This window comes from Nocardioides sp. NBC_00368, assembly GCF_036090055.1.
Classification (GTDB): Bacteria; Actinomycetota; Actinomycetes; order Propionibacteriales; family Nocardioidaceae; genus Nocardioides.
This window is the reverse complement of the sequence record NZ_CP107970.1, coordinates 3773955-3798078: the sequence shown is the minus strand read 5'-3', so window position 1 is coordinate 3798078 and position 24124 is coordinate 3773955. Positions and strand designations below refer to the sequence as shown.

General features: G+C 69.6%; 27 protein-coding genes, 3 tRNA genes and 1 pseudogene. 21 read left to right on the top strand and 10 right to left on the bottom strand.

All coding sequences use genetic code 11. The features are described 5' to 3' along the window. The first annotated feature begins 18 nt into the window (after window positions 1–18). The 7 genes from OG984_RS18090 to OG984_RS18060 all read left to right on the top strand — a co-directional run bounded on the left by OG984_RS18090 (window position 19) and on the right by OG984_RS18060 (window position 3977). Window positions 19–1449 (top strand): amidase, encoded by a 1431-nt coding sequence (locus OG984_RS18090; protein ID WP_328527610.1) that lies wholly within the window; start codon window positions 19–21, stop codon window positions 1447–1449. Between the two features lie 73 nt (window positions 1450–1522). After that, window positions 1523–1595, top strand: a tRNA-Thr gene (locus OG984_RS18085). A 50-nt stretch (window positions 1596–1645) separates the two neighbouring features. Continuing rightward, window positions 1646–1719: transfer RNA gene (locus OG984_RS18080), tRNA-Met, on the top strand. Between the two features lie 46 nt (window positions 1720–1765). Continuing rightward, complete coding sequence (gene rpmG, locus OG984_RS18075; RefSeq protein ID WP_091042824.1) at window positions 1766–1936, top strand: 50S ribosomal protein L33; 171 nt, start codon at window positions 1766–1768, stop codon at window positions 1934–1936. 205 nt (window positions 1937–2141) lie between these two features. Then, the gene (locus OG984_RS18070; protein ID WP_196875702.1) at window positions 2142–2549 is read left to right on the top strand and encodes an FAS1-like dehydratase domain-containing protein; all 408 of its coding nucleotides are present in this window, start codon (window positions 2142–2144) and stop codon (window positions 2547–2549) included. Next, on the top strand, window positions 2546–2968 hold the full coding sequence (locus OG984_RS18065) for a MaoC/PaaZ C-terminal domain-containing protein (RefSeq protein WP_442941013.1): 423 nt from the start codon (window positions 2546–2548) through the stop codon (window positions 2966–2968). Before OG984_RS18070 ends, OG984_RS18065 begins: the two co-directional genes overlap by 4 nt. Further along, a complete protein-coding gene (locus OG984_RS18060; RefSeq protein ID WP_328527608.1) occupies window positions 2961–3977 on the top strand; it encodes a UDP-N-acetylmuramate dehydrogenase in 1017 nt (338 codons plus the stop codon). Before OG984_RS18065 ends, OG984_RS18060 begins: the two co-directional genes overlap by 8 nt. Here OG984_RS18060 and OG984_RS18055 read toward each other — a convergent pair. Continuing rightward, window positions 3955–4626: a response regulator transcription factor gene (locus OG984_RS18055; protein WP_328527607.1), complete on the bottom strand. Its 672-nt coding sequence runs from the start codon at window positions 4624–4626 to the stop codon at window positions 3955–3957. The two genes, OG984_RS18060 and OG984_RS18055, sit on opposite strands and share 23 nt — an antisense overlap. Then, the gene (locus tag OG984_RS18050) at window positions 4623–5732 is read right to left on the bottom strand and encodes a sensor histidine kinase (RefSeq protein WP_328527606.1); all 1110 of its coding nucleotides are present in this window, start codon (window positions 5730–5732) and stop codon (window positions 4623–4625) included. Before OG984_RS18050 ends, OG984_RS18055 begins: the two co-directional genes overlap by 4 nt. 170 nt (window positions 5733–5902) lie before the next feature. On the opposite strand from OG984_RS18050, the gene OG984_RS18045 reads away from it, so the two are divergent. Then, complete coding sequence (locus OG984_RS18045; RefSeq protein WP_328527605.1) at window positions 5903–6277, top strand: DUF6223 family protein; 375 nt, start codon at window positions 5903–5905, stop codon at window positions 6275–6277. Window positions 6278–6365: 88 nt separating this feature from the next. On the opposite strand, the gene rlmC is transcribed toward OG984_RS18045, so the two are convergent. The 5 genes from rlmC to OG984_RS18020 are packed head-to-tail and all read right to left on the bottom strand — an operon-like array spanning window position 6366 to window position 10900. Then, window positions 6366–7478, bottom strand: a complete 1113-nt coding sequence (gene rlmC, locus OG984_RS18040) for a 23S rRNA (uracil(747)-C(5))-methyltransferase RlmC (RefSeq protein ID WP_328527604.1) — start codon at window positions 7476–7478, stop codon at window positions 6366–6368. 3 nt (window positions 7479–7481) lie between these two features. Further along, window positions 7482–7880, bottom strand: coding sequence for a DUF4190 domain-containing protein (locus OG984_RS18035; RefSeq protein ID WP_328527603.1), 399 nt, complete (start codon window positions 7878–7880; stop codon window positions 7482–7484). A gap of 3 nt (window positions 7881–7883) precedes the next feature. Next, entirely contained in the window at window positions 7884–8555 is a 672-nt protein-coding gene (locus tag OG984_RS18030) for a DUF4190 domain-containing protein (protein WP_328527602.1), read from the bottom strand. Window positions 8556–8570: 15 nt separating this feature from the next. Then, window positions 8571–9620, bottom strand: coding sequence for an adenosine deaminase (locus tag OG984_RS18025; protein WP_328527601.1), 1050 nt, complete (start codon window positions 9618–9620; stop codon window positions 8571–8573). Next, window positions 9617–10900, bottom strand: a complete 1284-nt coding sequence (locus tag OG984_RS18020; RefSeq protein WP_328527600.1) for an aminotransferase class I/II-fold pyridoxal phosphate-dependent enzyme — start codon at window positions 10898–10900, stop codon at window positions 9617–9619. The genes OG984_RS18025 and OG984_RS18020 overlap by 4 nt, the downstream gene beginning before the upstream one ends. Before the next feature lie 129 nt (window positions 10901–11029). Between OG984_RS18020 and OG984_RS18015 the strand changes: the two genes are divergently transcribed. The 5 genes from OG984_RS18015 (at window position 11030) to OG984_RS17995 (ending at window position 14181) form a co-directional block, all read left to right on the top strand. Then, window positions 11030–11102: transfer RNA gene (locus OG984_RS18015), tRNA-Trp, on the top strand. Window positions 11103–11118: 16 nt separating this feature from the next. Beyond that, a complete protein-coding gene (secE, locus tag OG984_RS18010; RefSeq protein WP_008362901.1) occupies window positions 11119–11394 on the top strand; it encodes a preprotein translocase subunit SecE in 276 nt (91 codons plus the stop codon). 62 nt (window positions 11395–11456) lie between these two features. Then, window positions 11457–12254: a transcription termination/antitermination protein NusG gene (nusG, locus tag OG984_RS18005; protein ID WP_328527599.1), complete on the top strand. Its 798-nt coding sequence runs from the start codon at window positions 11457–11459 to the stop codon at window positions 12252–12254. A gap of 287 nt (window positions 12255–12541) precedes the next feature. Further along, window positions 12542–13021: a SigE family RNA polymerase sigma factor gene (locus OG984_RS18000; protein WP_328527598.1), complete on the top strand. Its 480-nt coding sequence runs from the start codon at window positions 12542–12544 to the stop codon at window positions 13019–13021. Continuing rightward, entirely contained in the window at window positions 13018–14181 is a 1164-nt protein-coding gene (locus OG984_RS17995; protein ID WP_328527597.1) for a hypothetical protein, read from the top strand. Before OG984_RS18000 ends, OG984_RS17995 begins: the two co-directional genes overlap by 4 nt. Before the next feature lie 25 nt (window positions 14182–14206). Here the strand turns inward: OG984_RS17995 and OG984_RS17990 are convergent, their stop codons facing one another. Further along, window positions 14207–15382 carry a lytic transglycosylase domain-containing protein gene (locus tag OG984_RS17990; RefSeq protein WP_328527596.1) on the bottom strand — a complete coding sequence of 392 codons (1176 nt, stop codon included), beginning with the start codon at window positions 15380–15382 and terminating at the stop codon, window positions 14207–14209. Window positions 15383–15619: 237 nt separating this feature from the next. Between OG984_RS17990 and rplK the strand changes: the two genes are divergently transcribed. The 5 genes from rplK (at window position 15620) to OG984_RS17965 (ending at window position 19250) form a co-directional block, all read left to right on the top strand. Further along, window positions 15620–16048, top strand: a complete 429-nt coding sequence (gene rplK, locus OG984_RS17985) for a 50S ribosomal protein L11 (protein ID WP_165110510.1) — start codon at window positions 15620–15622, stop codon at window positions 16046–16048. A gap of 63 nt (window positions 16049–16111) precedes the next feature. Beyond that, window positions 16112–16828, top strand: a complete 717-nt coding sequence (rplA, locus tag OG984_RS17980; protein ID WP_008362892.1) for a 50S ribosomal protein L1 — start codon at window positions 16112–16114, stop codon at window positions 16826–16828. Window positions 16829–16906: 78 nt separating this feature from the next. Further along, window positions 16907–17692, top strand: a complete 786-nt coding sequence (locus tag OG984_RS17975; protein WP_328527595.1) for a transporter substrate-binding domain-containing protein — start codon at window positions 16907–16909, stop codon at window positions 17690–17692. Beyond that, window positions 17692–18489 (top strand): amino acid ABC transporter permease, encoded by a 798-nt coding sequence (locus tag OG984_RS17970; protein WP_328527594.1) that lies wholly within the window; start codon window positions 17692–17694, stop codon window positions 18487–18489. The genes OG984_RS17975 and OG984_RS17970 overlap by 1 nt, the downstream gene beginning before the upstream one ends. Further along, window positions 18486–19250 carry an amino acid ABC transporter ATP-binding protein gene (locus tag OG984_RS17965; RefSeq protein ID WP_328527593.1) on the top strand — a complete coding sequence of 255 codons (765 nt, stop codon included), beginning with the start codon at window positions 18486–18488 and terminating at the stop codon, window positions 19248–19250. The genes OG984_RS17970 and OG984_RS17965 overlap by 4 nt, the downstream gene beginning before the upstream one ends. Before the next feature lie 219 nt (window positions 19251–19469). Here the strand turns inward: OG984_RS17965 and OG984_RS29530 are convergent. Beyond that, window positions 19470–20330: pseudogene (locus tag OG984_RS29530) on the bottom strand (MFS transporter); the annotation flags it as partial. 112 nt (window positions 20331–20442) lie between these two features. On the opposite strand from OG984_RS29530, the gene OG984_RS17955 reads away from it, so the two are divergent. The 3 genes from OG984_RS17955 (at window position 20443) to OG984_RS17945 (ending at window position 22745) form a co-directional block, all read left to right on the top strand. Then, window positions 20443–21048: a CGNR zinc finger domain-containing protein gene (locus OG984_RS17955; RefSeq protein WP_328527591.1), complete on the top strand. Its 606-nt coding sequence runs from the start codon at window positions 20443–20445 to the stop codon at window positions 21046–21048. A gap of 75 nt (window positions 21049–21123) precedes the next feature. Next, window positions 21124–22002: a phosphotransferase family protein gene (locus OG984_RS17950; RefSeq protein ID WP_328527590.1), complete on the top strand. Its 879-nt coding sequence runs from the start codon at window positions 21124–21126 to the stop codon at window positions 22000–22002. A 32-nt stretch (window positions 22003–22034) separates the two neighbouring features. Further along, window positions 22035–22745 (top strand): maleylpyruvate isomerase family mycothiol-dependent enzyme, encoded by a 711-nt coding sequence (locus tag OG984_RS17945; RefSeq protein WP_328527589.1) that lies wholly within the window; start codon window positions 22035–22037, stop codon window positions 22743–22745. Here the strand turns inward: OG984_RS17945 and OG984_RS17940 are convergent, their stop codons facing one another. After that, window positions 22746–23939, bottom strand: coding sequence for an MFS transporter (locus tag OG984_RS17940; RefSeq protein WP_328527588.1), 1194 nt, complete (start codon window positions 23937–23939; stop codon window positions 22746–22748). Between the last annotated feature and the right edge of the window lie 185 nt (window positions 23940–24124).

Here is a 24124-nt window from a genome sequence, read left to right as displayed (position 1 = left end):
CGCCTTACCGTTGGCCTCATGGCTCGCGTGCACGCCTTCACCGACGACGTACTCGGCACTCTCGACGCGGTCGGGGTCGCCGAGGGTCTTCGGCGCGGAGACTTCAGCACGCTGGAGGTCGTCGAAGCGGCGATCGCCCGGATCGAGTCGGTCGACCCCGCGCTCGCCGCGATGGCCTACCGCACCTTCGACCGGGCGCGGATCCAGGCGCGGGCTCCCCGGGCCGGCTTCTTCGCGGGCGTGCCCACCCTGATCAAGGACAACACCGACGTCGCCGGGGTGCCCACCAGGAACGGCACGGATTCGTACGTCATGCCGCCGGCCTCACGCAACGGCGAGATGACCAAGCTGCTCTTCAAGCTCGGCCTGCTGTCGCTGGGCAAGACCCAGCTCTCCGAGTTCGGCTTCTCGGGCACCGCCGAGCACGCGCGGCTCGGGGCGGTGCGCAACCCGTGGGACACCGGCCGCGTGGCCGGTGCCTCGTCGGCCGGCTCGGGTGCGCTGGTGGCCGCCGGGGCGGTGCCGATGGCCCACGGCAACGACGGTGGTGGCTCGATCCGGATCCCCGCGGGCGCCTGTGGGCTGGTCGGCCTCAAGCCGACCCGCGACCGGCTGCCGCAGGACCCGCTCTACGGGCTGCTGCCGCTCAAGATCGTCACCGACGGCGTCCTGACCCGGTCGGTGCGCGACACCGCCGCCTTCTTCCGGGAGGCGGAGAAGGCGCACCACACCTCGTTGCCGCCGATCGGGAACGTCACCGGTCCCGGCTCGAAGCGGCTCCGCTTCGCGGTCTTCACCGGTGCGCTCGGGCGCGAGGCGAGCCCCGAGGTCGCCGAGCTGACGCTGAAGACGGCGGCGGTCCTGGAGGAGCTGGGCCACACCGTCGAGACGGTGCCCCCTCCGGTGCCCGAGACCTTCGCCGACGACTTCGTCCTCTACTGGGGCACGCTCGCCGTCGCCCTGGTCAACGCCGGCCCGCTGCGCGGCAAGACCTGGGACCGCCAGCGGCTCGACAACCTCACCGTCGGCCTGGCCCAGCACACGATGAGGAACGCCAAGCACGTCCCGGCCGCCATCGTCCGGCTCCGCAAGGCACAGGCGATCGCGGAGGGGTTCCATGCTGCGTACGACGTCGTCCTGACGCCCACCGTCGCGCACGAGACCCCGGAGATCGGCCGGCTGGCGCCGAGCCAGGCCTACGACCTGGTGATGAAGCGGCTGATGGACTGGGTCGCGTTCACGCCGTGGCAGAACGTCACCGGTGGGCCGGCGGTGTCGCTGCCGGTGCAGCAGACGCTCGCCGGGCTGCCCCAGGGGATGATGTTCGGGGCCGCTCCAGGACGGGAAAGAATGCTCCTCGAGCTGTCCTACGAGCTCGAGGAAGCGATGGGTTTCGCGCGTATCTGGGAGCCCGGCAGGAGCGCCGAGGACCCCGCTGACCTGGGGTGATGCGGTCGTCGAGCGAAGGGTGCGTCTCGATTTGTTGCCCATCGCGCCGTGCCGTAATGTTCTCTCTCGCAACGCCCCTTTAGCTCAGTCGGCAGAGCGTCTCCATGGTAAGGAGAAGGTCTACGGTTCGATTCCGTAAAGGGGCTCTGGAGTTCGGGACCCGCAGTAGGAATGCTGCGGGCCTGATTCCTGTTGAGGCGGGGTAGCTCAGGCGGTTAGAGCGCACGACTCATAATCGTGAGGTCGCGGGTTCGATCCCCGCCCCCGCTACCGCCAAAGACCGCATCACCTCGATCAGCACTGTAAGGAAACTCCTGTGGCCAGCAAGAGCAGCGACGTTCGCCCGAAGATCACCCTCGCTTGCACCGAGTGCAAGGAGCGGAACTACATCTCGAAGAAGAACCGTCGGAACGACCCCGACCGCATCGAGCTCAACAAGTACTGCCCGCGTTGCCGCAAGCACACCGCGCACCGCGAGACCCGCTGAAGCATCTCAGTAGAGCGCGACGCTGATCGGCGCTCCGAACGCCCCGCCCCGAGTTCCGGGAGGCGGGGCGTTCGTTCTTTTGCCGAGTCCGTAGTTGTGGCAGCCGAGTCGGTAGTTGTGGCGTACGAATCGGCAGTTTCGCTCCCCACAACTACAGACTCGCCCGCCATAAGTGCGGATTCGGCGAGGGCCTAGAGTTGGCCGCATGGCAGTTGATGGGTCGCTCGTAGGGCGCGCGTTTCCTCCGACCAGGCCCTATCGGGTCACCGACGAGAAGGTGCGGGAGTTCGCTGCCGCCACCGGTGTGGGCTGGGAGAGCGGTGACCCGGTTCCCGCGACGTTCCCGATCGTGCTCGCCTTCGACGCGATGAACGCGTTCCTCGACGATGTCGAGGTGGAGCTGTCGCGGATCGTGCACGGCGAGCAGAAGTTCTCCTACGCCCGGCCGATCGCGCCGGGTGACGTGCTGACCGCGACCCTCAGCGTCGCCTCGCTGCGCCAGATCGGTGGCAACGACATCATCGGCACGGTCTCGGAGATCACCGACGACTCCGGTGCGGTCGTGTGCACCACGTCCGCCACCCTGGTCCACCGAGCGGCGGAGGTCGCCTGATGACGACGATCGAAGCGGGCGCCGAGCTGGCCCCGAAGACCTACCCGGTGACCCGGGCGTCGCTGGTCCGCTACGCGGGTGCGAGCGGTGACTTCAACCCGATCCACTGGTCCGACCGGATCGCCACCGCCGTCGGTCTCCCCGGGGTGATCGCCCATGGCATGTTCACGATGGCGCTCGTCGCCCGAGCCGTCTCGGAGTGGACCGACGGCGCCGAGGTCGTCGACTTCGGTGCGAAGTTCACCAACCCGGTCGTCGTGCCCGATGACGACGAGGGCACGTCGGTGACGGTCAGTGGCACCGTGAAGTCGGTCGAGGACGGGCTGGCGACGATCGCCCTGACCGTGGTCTCGACAAGCTCGACCACCGGGGAAGCCCAGAAGGTCCTCGGCATGCCGAAGGTCTCCGTACGTGTCTGAGTCGCTCTCCAGCTACACCACCTTCCATCTCGGCGGCCCGGCGGCGGAGTTCGTCACCGCGACCACCGAGGCGGAGATCATCGAGGCCGTGACCGCGGCCGACGCGGCGGGCAAGGACGTGCTCGTCCTCGGCGGCGGCAGCAACCTGGTCGTCTCTGACGCCGGCTTCCCGGGCACCGTCGTCAAGCTGGCGACCACGGGCATCGCGGTGGAGACGGTCGAGGGTGGCGTACTCGTCACGGTAGCGGCGGGCGAGACCTGGGACGACTTCGTGACCACCGCCGTCGACAAGGGCTGGAGCGGGGTCGAGGCACTCTCCGGCATCCCCGGCAGCGTGGGCGCTACCCCGATCCAGAACGTCGGCGCGTACGGCCAGGACGTCTCCCAGACCATCACCTCGGTCACGGTGTTCGACCGTGAGCTTCGCGAGGTGCGGAGCTTCACCGCCGAGGAGTGCGGCTTCGGCTACCGCTGGTCGCGGTTCAAGGCCACTCCCGGGCGCCACGTGGTCCTCGAGGTCACCTTCCGGCTCGGCACCGACGGCGAGACCGGGTCCCCGATCGCGTACGCCCAGCTGGCCGGCGCCCTCGGCGTCGAGCAGGGCACCCGGGTGCCGTCCAAGCAGATCCGTGAGGCCGTCCTGGCACTGCGTCGCAGCAAGGGCATGGTCATCGACGAGGCCGACCACGACACCTGGTCGGCGGGCTCGTTCTTCACCAACCCCGTGGTCGCGCCCGAGGACGTGCCCGAGGGTGCTCCGGCCTACCCACAGCCCGACGGCACCGTGAAGACCTCCGCCGCCTGGCTCATCGACCACGCCGGGTTCAAGAAGGGGCACGGCAACGGGAGGGTCTCGCTCTCCACGAAGCACACCCTCGCGCTCACCAACCGCGGCGAAGGCACGACCGAGGACCTGCTCGCCCTGGCGCGGGAGGTGCGTGACGGGGTCGAGGCTGCGTACGGGATCGTGCTCGTCAACGAGCCCGTCATGCTCGGCGTGGAGCTCTAGGAGCGACCAGCCCCGACTCGTAGGCGATGACGACGAGCTGGGCGCGGTCACGCGCGTGCAGCTTCGTCATGGCCCGGTTGATGTGGGTCTTCGCGGTCAGCACGCTGATCACCATGGACTCGGCGACCTCGGCGTTGGTCATGCCCCGAGCGACCAGGCCGACCGCCTCGCGCTCCCGGTTGGTGAGCTCGGCGAGCCCGAGGGGTGCGTCGGCGGGCGAGGGCTGGGCGACGTACTGGTCGATCAGCGCGCGGGTGACCGACGGCGCGAGCAGCGCGTCGCCTCGGGCGGCGACCCGGACGGCGTGGACGAAGTCCTCCGGCTGGATGTCCTTGACGAGGAACCCGGCGGCGCCGGCACGCAGGGCCTCGAGGACGTACTCGTCCATCCCGTAGTTGGTCAGGATCACCACGTGCACGCCGCCCAGAGAAGGGTCGGCGGCGATGCGCCGGGTCGCCTCGAGGCCGTCGGCCACGGGCATCTGGATGTCGACCATCGCCACGTCGGGCAGGTGCTCACGGGCGAGCGCCACCGCCTCGACGCCGTTGGCCGCCTCGGCGACCACCTCGATGTCGTCCTCGAGGTTGAGAAAGGCCCGGAACCCGCTCCGGATGAGCGGCTGGTCGTCGACCAGGAGCACCCGGATCACGACGTACGCTCCACCGGCAGCCGCGCCTCGACCATGAAACCGCCCTCCTCGCGGGGTTGTGCCCGCAGCTGACCTCCGAGGGCGGCGACCCGCTCTCGCATCCCGAGCAGACCGACGCCGGGGACGGTCGCGGCCGGGGCCCCGGTGCCGTTGTCCTCGACCCGGATGCCGATGGAGTCGGGCCGATGGTCGATGCGGACCGACGCGGTGGTGGCCGCGGCATGACGGGTCACGTTGGTCAGCGACTCCTGGACGATCCGATAGGCCGTCCGGCCCACCGCCGCAGGCACCGTGCCCGGCTGTCCGTCGACGGTCAGCGTGACCTCCAGCCCGGTCGCCCCGGCGGACCCCACCAGATCGCGTACGTCCTCGAGCCCCCGCGGCGGGTTCGGATCGTCGTCACGCAGTGCCGTCAGCGTCGCCCGGAGCTCGCGGGCCGCCTCGCGCCCGGCCTCCCGGATCGCCAGCAGCGACTCGGGGACCTCCTCGCCGCGCCGCTGCGCCACGTGGACGGCGGCCTCGGACTGCACCTTGATGACCGAGATCTGGTGGGTGAGGGAGTCGTGCAGCTCGCGGGCGATGTGGAGCCGCTCGTCGTCGGCCCGACGCTGGGCGGCGGCCTCGCGGGTGCGCTCGGCCTCGTCGGCACGCCGCTCGGCCTGCCGAAGCGCCTCGCCGGCCGCGCCCGCCGCGATCAGCCAGGCGATCTCGAGAGCTCCCCGCGCCTGCTCGGAGGCGGCGCCGAGGTCGCCCGTGGCGGCGTACGCCACCAGGAAGAGTCCGCTCTGCATCACCACCGCGGCGATCACGGTGACCAGCCGATGGCCCTCGCGCACCGCCGAGTAGACAGCGACCAGGAACGCGATCACCGCGACGTCGAAGCCGAGCGCCTGGAATGCGAGGCCGCACGCACCACTGACGACCAGCACGGCGATCGGCGCCCGGCGCCGGAGGACGAGGACCAGAGCGCTCGCGACCAGCGCGGCATAGCCGAGCAGGTCGTTGCCGGAGGCCGGGTGGCCGCCGCTCAGCGCAGCGGCCAGCTGGGCCACGGCCACTCCTGCGGCTATACCTGCGTCCCCGAGGGTGATCCGCCGCCTGGCCATGCGAGCAGGATATGCCCGCGGTGCCGCCGGCGAGTCCGTCTCCCGTAGGACTTCCGGCTACCACGTACGCAGTAGCGACCGTGCCGAAGAGTCCACGTCGGCAGGACGACTCTGCGGTGCGCCGACGAGACGATCGAGTCATCCGATGGAACTCGACGAAGGAGTCTCACATGTCCCTGAACGATGTGCTCGTCAACGCCGCCGGCACGGATGTCGGCGCCTACACACTGACCACCGCCCGGCTGTGGGCGACGCTCGCCGCGTTCGTCGGGTTCGGCGGAGCGGTGGCCGGTGCGGCGGCACTGTCCCGCGCCGTCCGTGGTGTCGGCAACCGTGGCCGCAACGGCGCCGTCGTGGCGCTCGGCTGCGGTTCGATCGCCCTGGTCGTGGGCGTGGTCAACCTGCTCGTCGCCGACGGCGGACCCGGCACCGGCAACGGCGTCGTCGGCGGCGGGATGGCGATCGTCCTCGGCCTCGCCGCCCTGACCCTGGGCACCCTCACCCTGACGAGATCCCGCCGACTCGGCGCAAATGTCCCACGCTGAAAGGTCGAGTCGGCGCATCTGTCCCAGAATCCCGGGACAGATGCGCCGACTCGGCGTGAATTTCCGGGACATCAGCGCCGACTCGGCGTCAGGCGCGCTTCAGGTGCACCAGGACCTCGTGGTGATCCGTGTTCGGGAACATGTCCAGGAGTCGTGCGGACACGGGGCGGAGCGAGGGCATGTCGCCCAGGTCGCGGGCGAGGGTGTCGACGTTGCACGAGGAGTAGACGACGTGCTCGACGCCCGACTCCTCCAGCCACCCGGAGAGCGAGGAACCGATCCCGCGCCGCGGCGGGTTGACGATGACCAGGTCGGGCGCCGGGCCGGCGGAGAGGGCGTACGCCGTCGCGTCCCCGGCCACCCAGCTGGTGCCCGGCAGCCCCAGCTCGGCGGCGGTCGAGGCGGCGGCCTCGATCGCCTGCTCGCTGGACTCGACACCGAGGACCTCCCGCCCCGGGGCGGCGACGTGCAGCCCGAAGCCGCCGACACCGCAGTAGAGATCCCAGACCGAGCCCGGCGACACCGCGGAGACCAGGTCGCGGGCGTGGCGGTAGAGGGCCGCCGCGACAGCGGTGTTGGTCTGGAAGAAGGAGTGCGGCCGCAGTCGCAGGCCGATCCCGTTGACCTCCATCGTGAGCGCCTCGCGGGCGGTCAGGAAGATCTCCTCGGGCCCCTCGATGACGGCCTTGTGCTCGGGCTGGATGTTGACCGAGGCGACTGCGATCGGCAGCTCGTCGAGCAGCGCCGGAAGGTGCTTGCGCAGCCGGGCCAGCGCCTCGGTGGACCGGAGCACCCAGCGCACCATCAGCTCGCCGCTGGGAGCCTCGGTGACGATCACGTGCTTGAGCTCGCCACGCCGCTCGGGCACCGAGTAGGGGGTCAGTCGCGCGGTCGTGACGAACCGGGACAGGACCGGCAGCGCGGCCTGCAGACCCGGCGTGTGGAGCCCGCACGCGAGCAGATCCACGCCGAGACCGTCGTGGGACAGGATCCCCAGCGTCGGCGCCTCCACCGACCCGGCGACGACCATCTTCGCCTTGTTGCGGAAACCGGCCTCCGGGCTGGAGACCGGTTCCTCCCAACGTACGTCGCCGAGAGCCTCGGCGACCCGGCGCTGCTTCTGCGCGAGCTGGTCGGCGTACGCCATCTCCAGCCAGCGGCAGGAGCGGCAGGCGCCGGAGGTGAAGTAGCCGCAGTCCATCTGTCAGATACGGCTGCTCAGCATCGCGTTGATGCTGTCGAACGTCGTCGTGGGTTCGGTCTCCGCGGCGACGAAGATCATCACGACGATGAAGATGACGTAGGCGACCCAGAACAGCAGGTAGAGCGCGCCGAAGATCGTCCCGATGAGGCCGGTGATGAAGCCGGCCTGCGCGTTGCCGCGCCCGCTGTAGGCCGACGGGTTGGCATCGATCTCGGCCATCACCCGCTTGCCCTTGATCCATCCGAACGGTGCGATGAAGACACCGATCCCGCCGCACATGACCGACAGGCACAGGCCCACGATCCCGAAGACCATCGCCGAGTTGGCCTCGGGGTGAGGAGGCGGCTGCGGGAATCCGTACGGCGCCGGCTGATAGCCCGGCGGTGGCGTGCTCGTCATCCCTCAGAACTCGCTGTCGTACGGCTCGTAGCTGCCGTCGTCGTAGCCACTGTCGAAGCCGCCGCTGACGCCGATGACGATGATGATGGCGATGACGAGGATGCTCAGGACGAGCAGGACTGTGCCGATGATGCCGAGGATGAAACCGGCCTGCGCGTTGCCGCGGCCGGTCAGGGCGCCGGCGGCCGCATCGATCCGCTTCTTCGCGGACAGACCCATGAACAGGGCGAAGGGGGAGAGCACGATCGGGAGGCCGCAGAAGAACCCGCCCGCGAGCCCGATGATGCCCAGGACCATCGCGGTGGTCGCGCCCGAGTCCGGGGTGCCCACCTGAGCCGAGTACGCAGCCGGAGCGCCGTAGGGCGCCTGGCCGTAGCCCGGCTGAGCGCCATAGGCCGGCGGCGTCTGACCGTAGCCCGCTGCCGGCGCCGGCGGGACCGGCGGCTTCTGGTCGAAGGTCGCCCCGCCGTAGGGGTTCGACGGCTGCTCACCGTAGGTCTGGCCGTACATCGGCTGGGTCGGCGCGGGCGGCGTCGAGGCAGGCGGAGTCGCCACCTGGGTCACGTCGGCCTGGTCCTGCCCGGGCTGGGCCGGCTCGGACGGGCTCGGCGAAGGCGGGGTGGAGGCGTCGGCCGGCTTGTTGGGATCGGGCTGATCGTCGGACGGGTTCGTCATGGCCGACATTCTGTCTTAACTCGGCGGATCCGTGGGTTGCGAGGGCGTTTTGAGCCAGTCGTCGACCTCGGCGAGCAGACCCTTCTTGGTCGACTCGGGTGCCGTGGAGGCAGAGATCGACATCCGCGCCAGGTCGGCGAGGGTCTCGTCGGTGAGCTCGTGAGCGGCCCGCATCGTCGCGTACTGCGCCGCCAGCCGGGACCCGAACAGCAGCGGGTCATCGGCCCCGAGCGCCACCGTCGCGCCCGCGTCGAGCAGCTGCGGCAGCGGCACGGAGGTGAGGTCGGAGTAGACGCCGAGCGACACGTTGGAGGTGGGGCAGACCTCCAAGGCGACGCCTGCCCGCACGATCTCGTCGAGCAGCACCGGGTCCTCGGCAGCGCGTACGCCGTGGCCCAGCCGGGTCGCGTGCAGCGACCGCAGCACGGTGCGGATGTGCTCGGGCCCGCGCAGCTCACCGCCGTGCGGCATCAGCCGGAGTCCGGCCCGCTCGGCGATCCGGAAGGCGTGGTCGAACTCCTCGGTCCGCCCGCGCCGCTCGTCGTTGGAGAGCCCGAACCCGACCACACCGTGGTCGACGTACTGCCCGGCCAGGCGCGCCAGCGTGCGCGCGTCCATCGGGTGCCGGGTGCGGTTGGAGGCGATGATCACCGCGATCCCGAGCCCGGTCGCCCGCTCGGCCTCGCCGACGGCGTCCAGCACCAGGTCCGTGAAGGCCGTGATCCCGCCGAACTTCGCCGCATAGCCCGACGGGTCGACCTGGATCTCGAGCCACCTGCCGCCGTCGCGTACGTCGTCCTCGGCGACCTCCATGACGAGCCGCCGGATGTCGGCCTCGGTGCGCAGCACCGAGCGGGCCACGTCGTAGAGGCGCTGGAACCGGAACCAGCCCTTCTCATCGGCCGCGCTCAGCGCCGGCGGCCACTCCGAGACCAGCTGGTCGGGCAGCCGGATCCCGTCGCGGGCGGCCAGCTCGAGCAGGGTCTCGTGGCGCATCGCACCGGTGAAGTGCAGGTGCAGATGCGCCTTCGGCAGCGTACGTAGGTCGCGTCGGTCAGCAGTCACGCGAGCAGCTTCTCGGCAGCGGCCAGCTTCACGCACACCGTGACGACCTCCATGGCCCCGCTGACCTGCTCCAACGGCGGGAAGGACGGGGCGAGGCGGATGTTGGTGTCCTCCGGGTCGTGCTTCCCCGGGAATGCGGACCCGGCCGGGGTCAGCGCGACGCCAGCACCCTTGGCCAGCTCGATCACCCGGGTCGCGGTGCCCGGGAGGACGTCGAGGCTGACGAAGTAGCCGCCGGCGGGCTTGGTCCAGGTCGCCACCCCGAGCGCGCCGAGCTCGTCGGTGAGCGCGTCCTCGACGGCCGCGAACCGCGGTGCCAGGAGCTCGCGGTGCTTGGCCATGTGCTCGCGTACGCCGGCCGCTGAGCCGAAGAACTCCGCGTGCCGCAGGTGGTTGACCTTGTCCGGGCCGATCGCGCCGTGGCTCAGGTGGTCGAGCCACCAGGCGACGTTCTCCTTCGAGCCGCCGAAGAAGCCGACGCCCGCGCCCGCGTAGGTGACCTTGGAGGTCGAGGCGAAGACCAGCGGACGGTGAGGGTTGCCGGCCGCGTTGGCCAGCGAGACGACGTCGGCGGTCTTGGTCTCGGCCGGGGTGAGGTGGTGCAGCGCGTAGGCGTTGTCCCAGAAGATCTTGAAGTCCGGCGCGGCGGTCGGCATCGAGGCGAGCCGCTCGGCGATCTCCTGCGAGGTGGTGTCACCGGTCGGGTTGGCGTAGGTCGGCACCAGCCACATGCCCTTGATCGTCGGGTCGTCCTTGACCAGGGCGGCGACGGCCTCGACGTCGGGCCCGTCGGCGTGCATCGGGACAGTGATCATCTCGATCCCGAACCACTCCAGCAGCGTGAAGTGGCGGTCGTAGCCCGGCACCGGGCAGATGAACTTCACCGTCTCCTCGCGACCCCAGGGACGCTCGCTGTCGACGCCACCGTGAAGCCACAGATACATCAGCGTGTCGCGCATCATGGTGAGGCTCGAGTTGCCGCCGGCGATGATCTGGTCGGTCTCCAGGCCGAGCAGCTCGGCGTAGATCTCACGGATCTCGATCCCGCCCGCCAGACCGCCGTAGTTGCGCGTGTCGGTGCCGTCCGGGGCCGTCGTCGACTTGGGGAGATGGAGCAGGCCGTCGGAGAGGTTGAGCTGGTCCGCGGAGGGCTTCCCCCGGGTCAGGTCCAGCTTCAGGCCCTTGGCCACCAAGTTGTCGTACGCCGCGCGCTGCTCCGTTGCGAACGCTTCGAGTTCCTCGCGCGAGAGCTCGGCGAGGGGACGGGGATCTGAGGTCATGCCAGCAATCCTATGGGTCATCGCACCCCGGTTTTGGAACCGCCATCGCCCCGTGCGTAGACTCACCGTTGGTGGTCTTCCCACATGGTTAGCCGCGCCCTCAACCGCGCGTCTGATGCAGACCTCCGTAGGGCACTAGCTCAACTGGCAGAGCATCGGTCTCCAAAACCGAAGGTTGGGGGTTCAAGTCCCTCGTGCCCTGCAAAGCCGGACCAGCGATGGAAACGTTTTCGAGAGAAGGTGGCGGCGTGACGGACAGCAAGGCAGTCCCGACTCCGAACGACAAGAAGACGGAGAAGCGCACCAGTCTCCCGACGTTCTACCGCCAGGTCGTGGCCGAGCTCCGCAAGGTCGTCTGGCCGACGCAGAACCAGCTCACGACGTACTTCATCGTGGTTCTGGTCTTCGTCCTCGTGATGATGGCGATCACCGCGGGCCTTGACCTCGGGTTCGGCAAGTTGATGTTCTGGGTGTTCGGCGGCCGCGACGCGTGATCGCGTGGGCCCCGGCCCGCGGAACACACCCGATACACACAATCAACGGTTTGGAGCAGGACGTGTCTGAGCAGGACTACACCGAGGAGACCGAGGTCCTCGAGACGGCCGAGGCCGCCTCCGACGTGCCTGCAGAGGCCGAGCTCGACGAGTCCGGCGACGCCGGCGATGACGAGTCGTCGTTCGACGAGATCGTCGAGGGTGAGGCCCCCGAGGCCGCTGACGACGACCCGCTCGAGGCGTTCCGCCGTGAGCTGTGGGCCAAGCCGGGCGACTGGTTCGTGATCCACACCTACTCCGGCATGGAGAACCGGGTGAAGTCCAACCTGGAGAACCGCATCGTCTCCCTCAACATGGAGGACTACATCCACGAGATCGTGGTCCCCACCGAGGAGGTGCCGGAGATCAAGAACGGCCAGCGCAAGATGGTCAAGCGCACCGTTCTCCCCGGCTACGTGCTGGTCCGGATGGACCTCACCGACGAGTCCTGGGCCGCCGTACGCCACACCCCGTCCGTGACCGGCTTCGTCGGCCACAGCCACCAGCCGGTGCCGCTGTCGATGACCGAGGTCGAGAACATGCTCGCCCCCGCCGTCGTCGCCCAGGCCGAGGCCGAGGCTGCCGCCGCCGGTGAGGCCGCGACCGCCAGCGCCGGTGCCACCGGCACCGCCAAGAAGCCCGTCGAGGTCGTCGACTTCGCCGAGGGCGACTCGGTTACCGTCGTGGACGGCCCCTTCGCCACCCTCCACGCGACCATCACCGAGCTCAACGCCGAGTCGCAGCGGGTCAAGGCGCTCGTCGAGATCTTCGGTCGTGAGACCCCCGTCGAGCTCTCGTTCAACCAGATCGAGAAGGTCTGAGCCTGTGACCTGCGACGAAGTCGCAGGTCACAACGCGAAGAGGTCGATCGAGCGTCACCGCTGAGCTTGCGAAGCGGTGTAAGCGGGTCGAGACCCAGCCTCAGAGAACTCAGTACGCCGAACGCCCGGGCAGAAGCCCGGGCGTTCCGCGATTTGGCGACGCATGCTCGCCCCGCGATCCTCGCCCGGTACAACCATTGCCGGGGCTGATGCGTCACCAGGTCATGGAGCCAAGTCACATACCCGGTGGGGGCGCGGTGACCCGACCTCGGGCGTCCGGCGCAAGTGTGCGAGACGATGCAGCGTTCACCGAGTTCGTGACCGCCCGGCTGTCACATCTGCTCAAGCTCGGGCGGGTGCTGGCCGGCGATGACCAGCGTGGGGCCGACCTGGTCCAGGACGCGCTGGAGCGAACCCTCTTGAACTGGCCGAAGGTGCAGGACCCCGAGGCGTTCGTACGCCGCACGATGGCCAACCGCAGCGTGTCGGTGTGGCGCAAGCTGCACCGGGAACGGCCGCTCGCCGAGCTGCCAGAGCCGGTCGGCACCGACCGGCCGGCCGACCACGAGCTGCTGGCGGCGGTCAAACGTCTGCCACCGAGGCAGCGTGCCGTGATCGCGCTGCGCTACTACGAAGATCTCACGGAGGCACAGGTCGCTGAAGTGCTGGGCTGCTCGGTGGGCACGGTCAAGAGCCAGGCCCACCGAGCGATGACCACGCTCCGCGAGCAACGATCCGCCTTCGCCGACCGGGAGGAAGAGCGATGAACCAGTTCGAAGACGAGGTCCGCCACGCGATCGACCTCGACATCGCCGCGGAACAGCCCGCTCAGCAGATGCTGGCAGAGGTACGACGCGGCGCGCAGCGACGCCGGGCCCGCCGGACTGCGGGGGTGGTCGGCGCGGCTGCCGTTCTGGTCGCTGCGGTCGCCGTCGGCGGCTCGCTGCTCAGCACTCGCGACGACTCCGCACCCGAACCGGCAACACCGGCCCCGTCACCGACGGAGTCCTCCTCGACGACAGGCGACCCGGTGCGGCCGACGCACGCCCTCACCGTCGAGGTCGCCCTTGACCGGGTGCTCGTGACGTCCAAGGAGGAGGACTGTGGTTGCAGCGTGCTGTGGCGCTATGACGGCGAGACCTGGGAGCGGCTGCATGATTTCACCGAGGAGTACGTCGACCGGCTCGCCATGGCACCCGACGGCCGCAGCGGCTGGGCTGCCGTCGGCGGGAGGATCTGGACCACCGGTGACGGAGGCGTGACCTGGCAGCAGGCCACCATGACGGGTGAGGACCCGGGCGAGCACAGCTACCTGCTTGCCGCCACCGGCGACCCGACGTGGCCGGCGTGGGCGGTCGATGCGACGACCGGCGCGATGTGGCGGTTCGATGGCGACCGCTTCGCATCGGTGTCGTACGACGAGATCGGAGCTGCCCAGGATCTGATCCAGGTCGGCGACGCGCTCGTGGTCACGCCGAGGCCCGAGGGTGAGGGCAACGTGACCTCCGTGCCGAAGGTCACCCGCGACGGTGGTCGGACGTGGTCCGAGCTGCCGTTCCCGTGCAGTGGCGAGAACAGTCTGATGCCTGCCGGGACCGCGGTCTTCTCGCTCTGCCGAGCAGACGAGGCTGCTGCGACCGTGTACCGATCGACCGACCTGAGCTCGTGGCAGGAGTTCGGCAGCGTGCAAGGTCATCTGAACGATCGGGTGGCCCTCACCGACGACGCGATCCTGCTGCGCGGCGACCGCGAGACCCTGCTCACCGAGGCCGGCGCACAGAAGATCGACACCGGTCTCGGCGAGGGTGCAGAGGTCTGGGACGCCGCCCGGGTGGGTGACACGCTCTATCTCGCCCCGGGCGGGGAGGTGCTGGCCTCCACCGACGGCGGCCGCACGTGGGAGCCGTCCCTATCGGTTCAGCAGTAGCGGGGAGCAGTGATCGGTGACGGGATCACGGCAGCGTCTTGATCAGCCACTCGACGTACCCGGTGATGTCGGTGACGACACCGGGCACGGCCGCGTTGGCCTGCGTGACCGTCTTGCCGAGCAGCCGGATGCTGCAGGCGTCGACGGCGCGGTTGGTGTCCCAGCCGTCGGCGAGGTCGGGGAAGCGGGAGGCGAGCTCGGCGGCACAGATCCCGCGGCGTTCGGAGATCGAGGCCCAGCTGCCGTCGTCGGTCGGCGTCGGGCTGGGGCTGGGAGCGGTCGAGGGGCTCGAGCTCGGCTTCGCCGTGGGCTTGGCGGCGGCAGTCGGCTTCGGAGCGGTCGTCGTCGGCTTCTTCTTGGTGGGCCTCTTGTCGGTCTTCTCCGTCGCGTTCGGTCCTCGGCCGGAGGGGCTGGACTCGGCGTGGGCCGGAGCGGCGGCGGCGAGCTCGACGTCGTCACCGCCGTAGGGGCTGTCGGCATAGCCCTTGGCGATCTTCAGGACGGTGGTGACGTACGCCTGGCTCTGGTTGTAGCGACTGAGCGCGGCGTGCTTGCCCGCGTCGGTGGAGACGTCCTCGTCGCCCGAGCAGAGGTAGACCGCGGCGGCGAGGGCGGCGTCGTCGATGTCCTGTGGGTCGCGTACGCCGTCACCGTCTCCGTCGACGGCGACCAACGGCCAGGTCGTGGGGATGAACTGCATCGGCCCGACGGCGCGGTCGCCGCTGGAGAGCTTGTCGACGGAGCCTCCGTCGGTGTCGGGGGAAGGGTCGCCCGCGGGAGTGCTCAGCGCGGGACCGTAGATCGGCGGGGTGGCCTTGCCCGAGTCGTCGAGCCGGCTGCTCTTCAGGCGGCCGTGGTCGGACTCGACCATCCCGACGGCGGCGAGCAGCGTCCAGTCGAGGGCGCAGGCCCGGTCAGCGGTCGTCACTACGGCAGCCGCGCGCTGGTAGGCGGCGAGGGCGGTCATCGGGATGTCGCTTCCCTGCGCCATCGCGACGGCGATCGTCCCGGTCCGGGCTCCCTTGCGAGCACCCTGTGCGGGAGCCGGCTCGGTGACACTCGCGGCCTGGTCGATGACGGAGGTCGCCATGGTCTCCCCGCCGGGCAGCGTCACGGGTCCGACCGGATCGAACGCTGTTCCGGTGGCGGCGGCGGTCCACGCGGCCGAGAGCGCGGCCAGCGGCACAAGCGCGGCGAACATGGACAGACGACGTCGATTGAACAATTGAGCTCCCTTTGTAAATCCCCGGGGGAGTATGCCAAGGGGAGTGGCGGCCGTCACTCAGGGGGTCCCACTCAGTGGGCCGCCCTGCGCTGATTTCGCGAACCCGAACGGATCACGGACAATTGACCAGTTGCGAGAGCAACACAGCAGGTGGCAGAGGCCGAAACGTACAAGCGGCTTCGTCATGACCACGAGAAGGAAGAGATCTCAAGAATGCCTCCGAAGAAGAAGATCGCAGCGCTCGTCAAGGTGCAGCTGCAGGCCGGCTCCGCGACCCCGGCCCCGCCGGTCGGTACCGCGCTCGGTCCGCACGGCGTCAACATCATGGAGTTCTGCAAGGCGTACAACGCCCAGACCGAGTCCATGCGCGGCAACGTCGTCCCCGTCGAGATCACCATCTACGAGGACCGCTCGTTCACCTTCATCACGAAGACCCCGCCGGCCGCCGAGCTGATCAAGAAGGCCGCCGGCCTGAAGAAGGGCTCGTCCGTCCCGCACAAGGACAAGGTCGGCAAGCTGACCAAGGACCAGGTGCGCGAGATCGCGACCACCAAGCTGCCCGACCTCAACGCCAACGACATCGACGCAGCGATGAAGATCGTCGAGGGCACCGCCCGCTCCATGGGCGTCACCACCGACTGACACCGTGGGAGAGCCGCGCTGGCTCGCTAACCACATCTCCTCTTAACCACTAAGGAATTCACCATGCAGCGCAGCAAGACCTACCGCGCGGCGTCGGAGACGTTCGACAAGAACGAGCTCTACGCCCCGCTGGCCGCGATCAAGATCGCCAAGGGCTCCAGCAAGAAGAAGTTCGACGAGACCGTTGACGTCGTCATGCGTCTCGGCGTCGACCCCCGCAAGGCCGACCAGATGGTGCGCGGCACCGTCAGCCTGCCCCACGGCACCGGTAAGACGATGCGCGTCATCGTCTTCGCCGCTGCTCCGGACAAGGCCGAGGCCGCTCGCGAGGCCGGCGCTGACGTCGTCGGTGCCGACGACCTCATCGAGAAGGTCTCCGGTGGCTGGCTCGACTTCGACGCCGTCGTCGCGACCCCCGACATGATGGGCAAGGTCGGTCGCCTCGGCCGCGTGCTCGGCCCGCGTGGCCTCATGCCGAACCCGAAGACCGGCACCGTCACCCCGGACCCGGCCAAGGCCGTGACCGACATCAAGGGCGGCAAGATCGACTTCCGGGTCGACCGTCACGCCAACCTTCACTTCATCATCGGCAAGGCCTCCTTCTCCGAGGCTCAGCTTGCTGAGAACTACGCCGCTGCTCTCGAGGAGGTGCTTCGTCTGAAGCCGTCCTCCTCCAAGGGCCGCTACCTGAAGAAGGTCACCCTCTCGACCACCATGGGCCCCGGTGTCCAGGTCGACCCCAACCGCATCAAGAACGTGGCTGGTGAGGACGAGGCCTGATCCTCTGACTCCAGTGATGGCCCGCCACCCCGAGGGGTGGCGGGCCATCGGCGTTCAAAGAGTCGTAGAGTTCGGCGCATGAATCTGCGGAACTACGCTGCTGTGCTGTCCGTGCCTGTGCTGGGCCTCGCTCTCGCGGCATGTGGTGGCGGTGGGCCAGCGACCACGGAGTCGGGTGCCAAGATCATCGACGAGGGCAAGCTCACGGTCTGCACGCACCTTCCCTACGAGCCGTTCGAGTTCACGAAGGGCGGCGAGGTCGTCGGGTTCGACATCGACGTCGTCGACATCGCGGCGAAGGCCGAGGGTCTCGAGGTCGAGGTCGTCGACACGCCGTGGGAGACGATCGTCTCCGGCGATTCCCTCAAGAACGACGACTGTGACGTGGCTCTGGGTGCGATGACGATCACCGAGGAGCGCGCTGCCGTCATGGACTTCTCGGACCCGTACTTCCAGGCGACCCAGGCATTGCTCGTCCCGGCGGACTCCACGGTCACCGACCTGGCCTCGCTGGCCGGGAAGAAGATCGCCGTCCAGGAGGGCACGACGGGTGAGACGTACGTCAAGGAGAACCTGCCCAAGGGTGCCAAGTCCGTCTCCTACGAGGACTCGGTCCTGATGATGGAGGCGGTCCGCAACGGCGACGTCGACGCCGGTGTCAACGACAACGGGCTGGTCAACTACTACGTCGAGCAGAACCCCGAGGTGAAGGTGACGACCGAGTTCTCGACCGGCGAGGAGTACGGCCTGGCGGTCAAGAAGGACGGCAACGACAAGCTGCTCGAGGTGCTCAACAAGGCGATCGCCAGCCCGGACTACGACAAGGCCTACACCAAGTGGTTCGGCGAGGCGCCCGCTCAGTGATGGCTCTGAGCAAGCGCCGGCGTGGGGCGCTGATCCGCTACGCCCAGTACGTGCTGATCGCCGCGATCGTCCTGGTCGCGGTCCTCTTCGCGGACTGGAAGGCGCTGCTCGACAGCTTCTTCAAGTGGGATCTGGTCGTCGAGCAGTTCCCGAACGTGCTGACGGTCGCACTGAAGAACACGGTCATCTACACCGCGCTCGGCTTCACGTTCGGACTGCTGCTCGGCCTCGTGCTGGCCCTGATGCGGCTCTCCAGCGTGGGGCCGTGGCGTTGGTTGTCGACCGGGGTCATCGAGCTCTTCCGTGGCCTTCCCGCCCTGGTGGTCTTCCTGATGCTGGGGCCGGGCTGGTCTCGCGCCTTCCCGCAGCTGGACATCCCGTTCGACAACTACGGTGTCGCCACCTTGGCGCTCGGCCTCGTCGGCGGCGCCTATATGGCCGAGACGATCCGGGCCGGGATCCAGGCGGTGCCGAAGGGGCAGTACGAGGCGGCACGCACCCTCGGAATGTCGCATGCGCGTGCCATGACGACCGTCGTGATCCCGCAGGCGTTCCGCATCATCCTGCCGCCGCTGACGAACGAGCTGATCCTGCTGACCAAGGATTCCTCGCTCATCTACCTGCTCGGTCTCTCGCTGGACCAGTACGAGCTCACGAAGTGGGGTAGGGAAGGCATGAACAGCGAGGCCAACCTGACGCCGATCGTGATCGTCGGTCTCTGCTACCTGCTGATCACCATCCCGCTGTCGATGCTGGTACGTCGGCTCGAGGCCAAGGCCGGAAAGGCTCGCGCATGACCGATCAGACTGTGACCGAGAGCGCGCGGAGTGCCGCCGCCATCGACGTACAGAACCTGCACAAGTACTTCGGGAAGAACGAGGTGCTCAAGGGCATCGACTTCCATGTCGGGCGGGGCGAGGTGGTCTGCGTGATCGGGCCCTCCGGGTCCGGCAAGTCGACGCTCCTGCGCTGCGTGAACATGCTCGAGCAGCCGACCAGCGGCACGATCCTGGTCGAGGGTGACGAGATCACCGACCCGGACGCCGACGTCGACGCGCTGCGCGCCCGGATCGGGATGGTCTTCCAGCAGTTCAACCTGTTCCCGCACATGACCGCGCTGCGCAACCTGACGGTCGCGCAGGAGAAGGTGCTCAAGCGGGGCCGGGCCGAGGCCACCCAGATCGCCCGGGCCAACCTGGAGAAGGTCGGGCTCTCCGACAAGGCGGACGCCTACCCGGCCCACCTCTCCGGTGGTCAGCAGCAGCGCGTCGCCATCGCGCGGGCGCTGTCGATGAACCCCGACATGATGCTCTTCGACGAGCCGACCTCCGCGCTCGACCCGGAGCTCGTCGGCGACGTCCTGGCGGTCATGAAGGACCTGGCCTCCGAGGGCATGACGATGATGGTCGTGACCCACGAGATGGGCTTCGCCCGTGAGGTCGCCGACAAGGTCGTCTTCATGGACGGCGGCGTGATCGTCGAGGAGGGCCTGCCAGCCGACGTGCTCGGCAACCCGCAGCACGAGCGCACCCAGGCGTTCCTCGCCCGGGTGCTCTGAGGCGCGGCTGCTCGCCGAGTTACCTCGGTGAGCATCCGGCCGCAACCGGTGCGGTGACGGCCGCGAGGCCGAGGCAGAGGCCCGCGCCGGTGAGCCAGACCGTCGGGACCCCGTACGACAGCAGACCGGTCGCAAGCATCGGCCCGATGGTCTGCGCGATCCCCAACAGGTCCCGTACGCCGCTAGGTAGCCCGCCCGTGAGCGGTCGGTGGCCGCCAGCCCGGCCACGAGCGCGATCGGCGGGCCCAGCAGAAGAACCTCACCGAGGGCCACGATCGCGGTGCCGATCGCGAGGAGCGGCAGCGGTGCTGCGTACGCGATGACGGCGAAGCCGACGGCCATCAGGACCAGTCCTGCACGGATGAGCGTGAAGGGCCTGGCGGCGGCGCCACGGAGGAGACGCTGCCCGGCGATCGTGACCAGCGCGGCGACCACGAGGAGCCAGCCGGTGGCCGCGGTGTCGTGCCCGCGGGCGGAGACGGTGAGGGGGAGCGCGATCGTGCTGAGGATCCAGGCGGTGGCGAATCCGGTGCCGAGCGCCAGCATCCTCAGGAGCCGGCGATCCCGCCAGGGACTCGGTCCCGAGCGCTGTCGGCGCATCCTCCGAGCCGTGGTGTCGCGGACGAGTGCGAGGACGAGCACCGCGGCGGCCAGGCAGGTGATCGCGTCGGCGACGAAGAGCAGGCGCAGGTCGATGCCGCCCACCAGGGCTGCCAGTGCGCCTGCCGCCACTCCGGCGACGGCCATCGCGGCTCCATAGAGCCCGTACGCCTGCGGCCGCCGCTCGACCTCGACCGACTCCGCGATCAGTGCCTGTGATGCCGGCTCGTAGATCTCGTAGGCCAGCCCGAGCAGCGTCGCGCCGATCAGCGCACCGCCGATCCCGGGAGACGCGGCGATGACCAGCTGTGCGGCGGCGCAGGCGACGAGCCCGGCGACGATGGTCGGGCGGCGGCCCACGGTGTCGGCCAGCCAGCCGCCGAGGAGTCGCGAAGGGATGGTCGCGGCACCGAACGCCGTCACGACGGCTCCGGCGGTCGCGAGGGATGCGCCATGCACCTCGACCAGTGCGACCGCCATGAAGGCCATGGCGAACGAACCCAGCCGGTTGACCGCTCTGGCGATGACCAGAGCGACGAGAGACCGCGGCCATCTCGCGCGTTGGTGACTGGCCAATGGTTGAATGACGGTCATGAACGAGACCGTAGATCCCATGCTGGTGACTGGTCAAATACATTTCGACAGTCACGTGCAGGTGGTGACCGATCAGGCCTGCAGGCTCGTCAACGCGCTGACCTCCGGTCACGACGGCACCCGCCCCATCGACGCTCCGCCACGGGGGCACCGGGCCCAGGTCGTCCACGACCTGCTGGCCCGCCCCGACTACGACCCGCGGGTCGAGGAGGCCGCCGCGGACGGGATGGTCGCCCTCGCCGAGTCGCTGCGCATCGTGTTCGAAGCCGCGGCACGCGGTGACCTCGACACCGCCGCAACCTCGGTCAACGAGCTCCTGCGGGAGATGGGCTCGGTCCCGCAGCTCGACCGTGCCCGCGGGGGAGGCTGGGCGCTGCACTTCCACGGACGCGAACCCGGCCTGGTCGTCGGCTGGGGCGCGGGGATCGCTGCCGGCCTCGCGCTGGCGATCGGCTCGGATCTCGCCGGGCGACTGGGCCTCTGCCAGGCCGACCCCTGCGACCGCGTCTTCGTCGACACCTCCAAGAACGCCGGCCGCCGGTTCTGCTCCACACGCTGCCAGAGCCGGGTGAAGGCGGCCGCCCACCGGGCCCGCCAGAAGTAGTCCGGGACGTTTCCGTCCGTCTACCGGCAGGTAATGGGCAGGAACGTCCCGGACTACCCGAATAGGGTTTGCGACGTGCGAACTGACTCCGGGACGGTCGACTGGGCTGCGGCGCTCGAGTGGGCCGAGGAGAAGCTGGGGGATCCGGTCGGTGACGTACGGCGCCTCTCCGGTGGCTGGACGTCGACGATGCTGGCGATCTCGGCCGACGGCCACGAGCCAGCGGTGCTGAGGCTGATGACCAACGAGCCGTGGCGTACGCATGGCGAGCCGCTCACCACCCGGGAGAGTGAGATCCAGCGGATGCTCGCGACCACCGAGGTGCCGGCGCCCCGGTCGCTCGCGCTCGATGCGACGGGTGAGCACTGCGGTCACCCGGCACATCTGATGACGCTGCTCCCGGGGGCGATCGAGCCGCAGCGCAACGACGACGCGTCGCTCACCCGGCTCGCGGGCCTGCTGGCGAGCATCCACGCGGTTGCGCCGACGATCGACGTACGCAGCTACCAGTCGTGGGCGTGGGAGGCGAAGTTCGTCGTGCCGGCGTGGGCCACCGACGCAGGCGTGTGGGAGGACGCGTTCGCGCTGCTGCGCGGCGAGACACCGGCGTACGACCCCTGTTTCATCCACCGTGACTTCCAGCCGCGCAACGTGCTGTGGGATCGCGGTGAGATCACGGGCGTCGTCGACTGGGTCGAGACGTCGATCGGGCCGGCCTGGCTGGACGTGGCCCACTGCGCGACGAATCTCGCCCTCATCCACGGCAGCGAGGTCGCCGACCGGTTCGCCGACGCGTACGCCACGACGACCGGCCGCCCACGGCAGCCGTACTTCGACGTGATGGACGTCGTCGGGTTCCTCCCGCCACCGGGCAGGGCGTCGTTCGTCACCGATCCGGCCGAGCTGGCCCGCCTCGAGGAGCGGCTTGCCGTTGTCCTGACGAGATGCGGCTGAGCCCGGCCTCCGTTGCCAGTAGGGTCGGCGACGTGCCCACGCCTGACGACTACTTCGTGATCCTCGGTGAGCTGCAGACCGAGTTCGCTGCCGCGCTGAAGCAGGCCGACCCGGACCTGTCGGTCCCGTCCTGCGACGACTGGTCGGTCGGGGACCTGGCCGACCATCTGGCCGGGGTGCACCACTGGGCGGCGGCGATGGCGCGCGACGAGGACGAGGTGCCGCTGCCGGTCCCGTTGGACCTGGTCGCGACCTACCAGGAGCAGGCCGCCGAGCTGCGCGAGACGCTCTCGACGCTCGGCCCGGAGGCGACCGGCCGAATCCTCAACGGGCTGACCGAGGACGGCCTCGGACCGGTCTCGTTCTGGTTCCGGCGCCAGGTGCACGAGACCCTGGTCCACCTCTGGGACATCCGCTCGGCCCTCGGCCTCGCCGCGCCCGAGGCGACGCCGGAGCTCTGGGCGGACACCGTCGACGAGGTGCTGACCGTGATGTACCCGCGGCAGATCGCCCTGAAGCGCACCCGGAAGGTCGTCACCCGCATCGAGCTCACCGCCACCGACATCGACCAGACCTGGGCGATCGGGGCGCCGAACGCGGTGCAGAAGGTGTCGGTCACCGGCACGGCTCGTGACCTCGCGCTGCTGCTCTGGGGACGTACGCCGCCCACCGCCGCCGAGCTGACCGTCACCGGTGACGAGGCGGCCCTGGCCGAAGCCCTTTCGCGCGCGCTCGTCCCGTAGTCAGGTCTGGAGCCGGACACGGTCGGCGCGGCCGGTCCAGTAGCCGACCCAGACCGCACCGGCGAGCGAGAACAGGCCGAGCGCGACCGGCGCGGCGGCGATCGAGAAGACCGCGGCCAGACCCGAGACCAGGAGCGGCCCGCCGGTGCCGCCGAGGTCGCCGCACAGCCGCCAGCCGCCGAGGAACTGGGCACGTCCGTCGGGAGGCGCGGCATCGGCGCCCAGCGTCATCACGATCCCGGAGCCGAGGCCGTTGCCGATGGCGATCAGCGCCATCACCGCGCCGAGGCTGAGCGCGTCGTGGGTGAGGGGGAGCAGCAGGCAGCCGAGGCCGACGGCGAGGACGACCGGGATCGCCACGACCTGACGCCCGCGGTGGTCGAGCAGCCAGCCGCCGGGGAGGGTGAGCGCGATGTCGACCAGGGCCGCCCCGGCGAAGAGGAGCGACACGACCGAGGCCTCGAGATGGATGTGGTCGGCCCAGAGCGGGAGCAGACCGGTGCGTACGGACCGGGAGATCCCGATGATCACCACCGCCACGCCGAGGGTGGCGAAGGTCCGGCGGTGGGTCCACAGCACGCTGCGTACGCTCAGGTGCCCCTGCTCGCGCGTTCGGGTCCGGCCGAGCTCGGGCATCCAGCCGCCGATCACCGCCGAGCACAGCGACATCGCGGCCGCGAACAGGAAGACAGCGGGGAGCCCGAAGAGGTGGATGAGGCCGGCACCCAGCAGCGGCCCGACGAAGACGCCGAGCCGGAACGACCCGCCGAGCAGCGACATCGCCCGCGCCCGGTGAGAGGGCGGGGTCGCGTCGATGAGGAAGCCCTGCCGTGCGATCAGGAACGCCGTCCAGCTCATCCCACTCACGAAGACGGCGACGGCCAGCACGGCGACCGAGCTGCTGAGGAACGCCACGGTCATCGCGACCGCGTCGAGCGCACCTGCTCCCATCAGCGTCCGCCGCTCGCCGATCCTCGCGACCAGCGACCCGGCGGGCAGCGAGGTGGCCAGTGACCCGATTCCGAGGAGTGCGACCACGAACGCAGCCATCGACGCGTCCGCGCCCAGGTCGGAGGCCCGGAGCGCGAGCACGGGCATGACCGCACCGTGCCCCATGGAGCTGACGATCGAAGGCGCGTACGCCACCACCGCGATGTCTCGGAACCGGAACTCCGTGGTCGTCTGCGTCGTCACACCCTTTACTCTGCCCGATTCGTTACCAAGGCTCACTATTTTTACGCAGAGCGAGACGGCGGGGCCGCCGGCCGAGGCGTCACGGCGGTCGGCCGAGGCGTCACGGCGGTCGGCCGAGACGTCACTCAGGTCGGTCGACCCGGCAGTTCGGTGCCCACTCGGCCGACCGGGGCGACGCCTCGGCA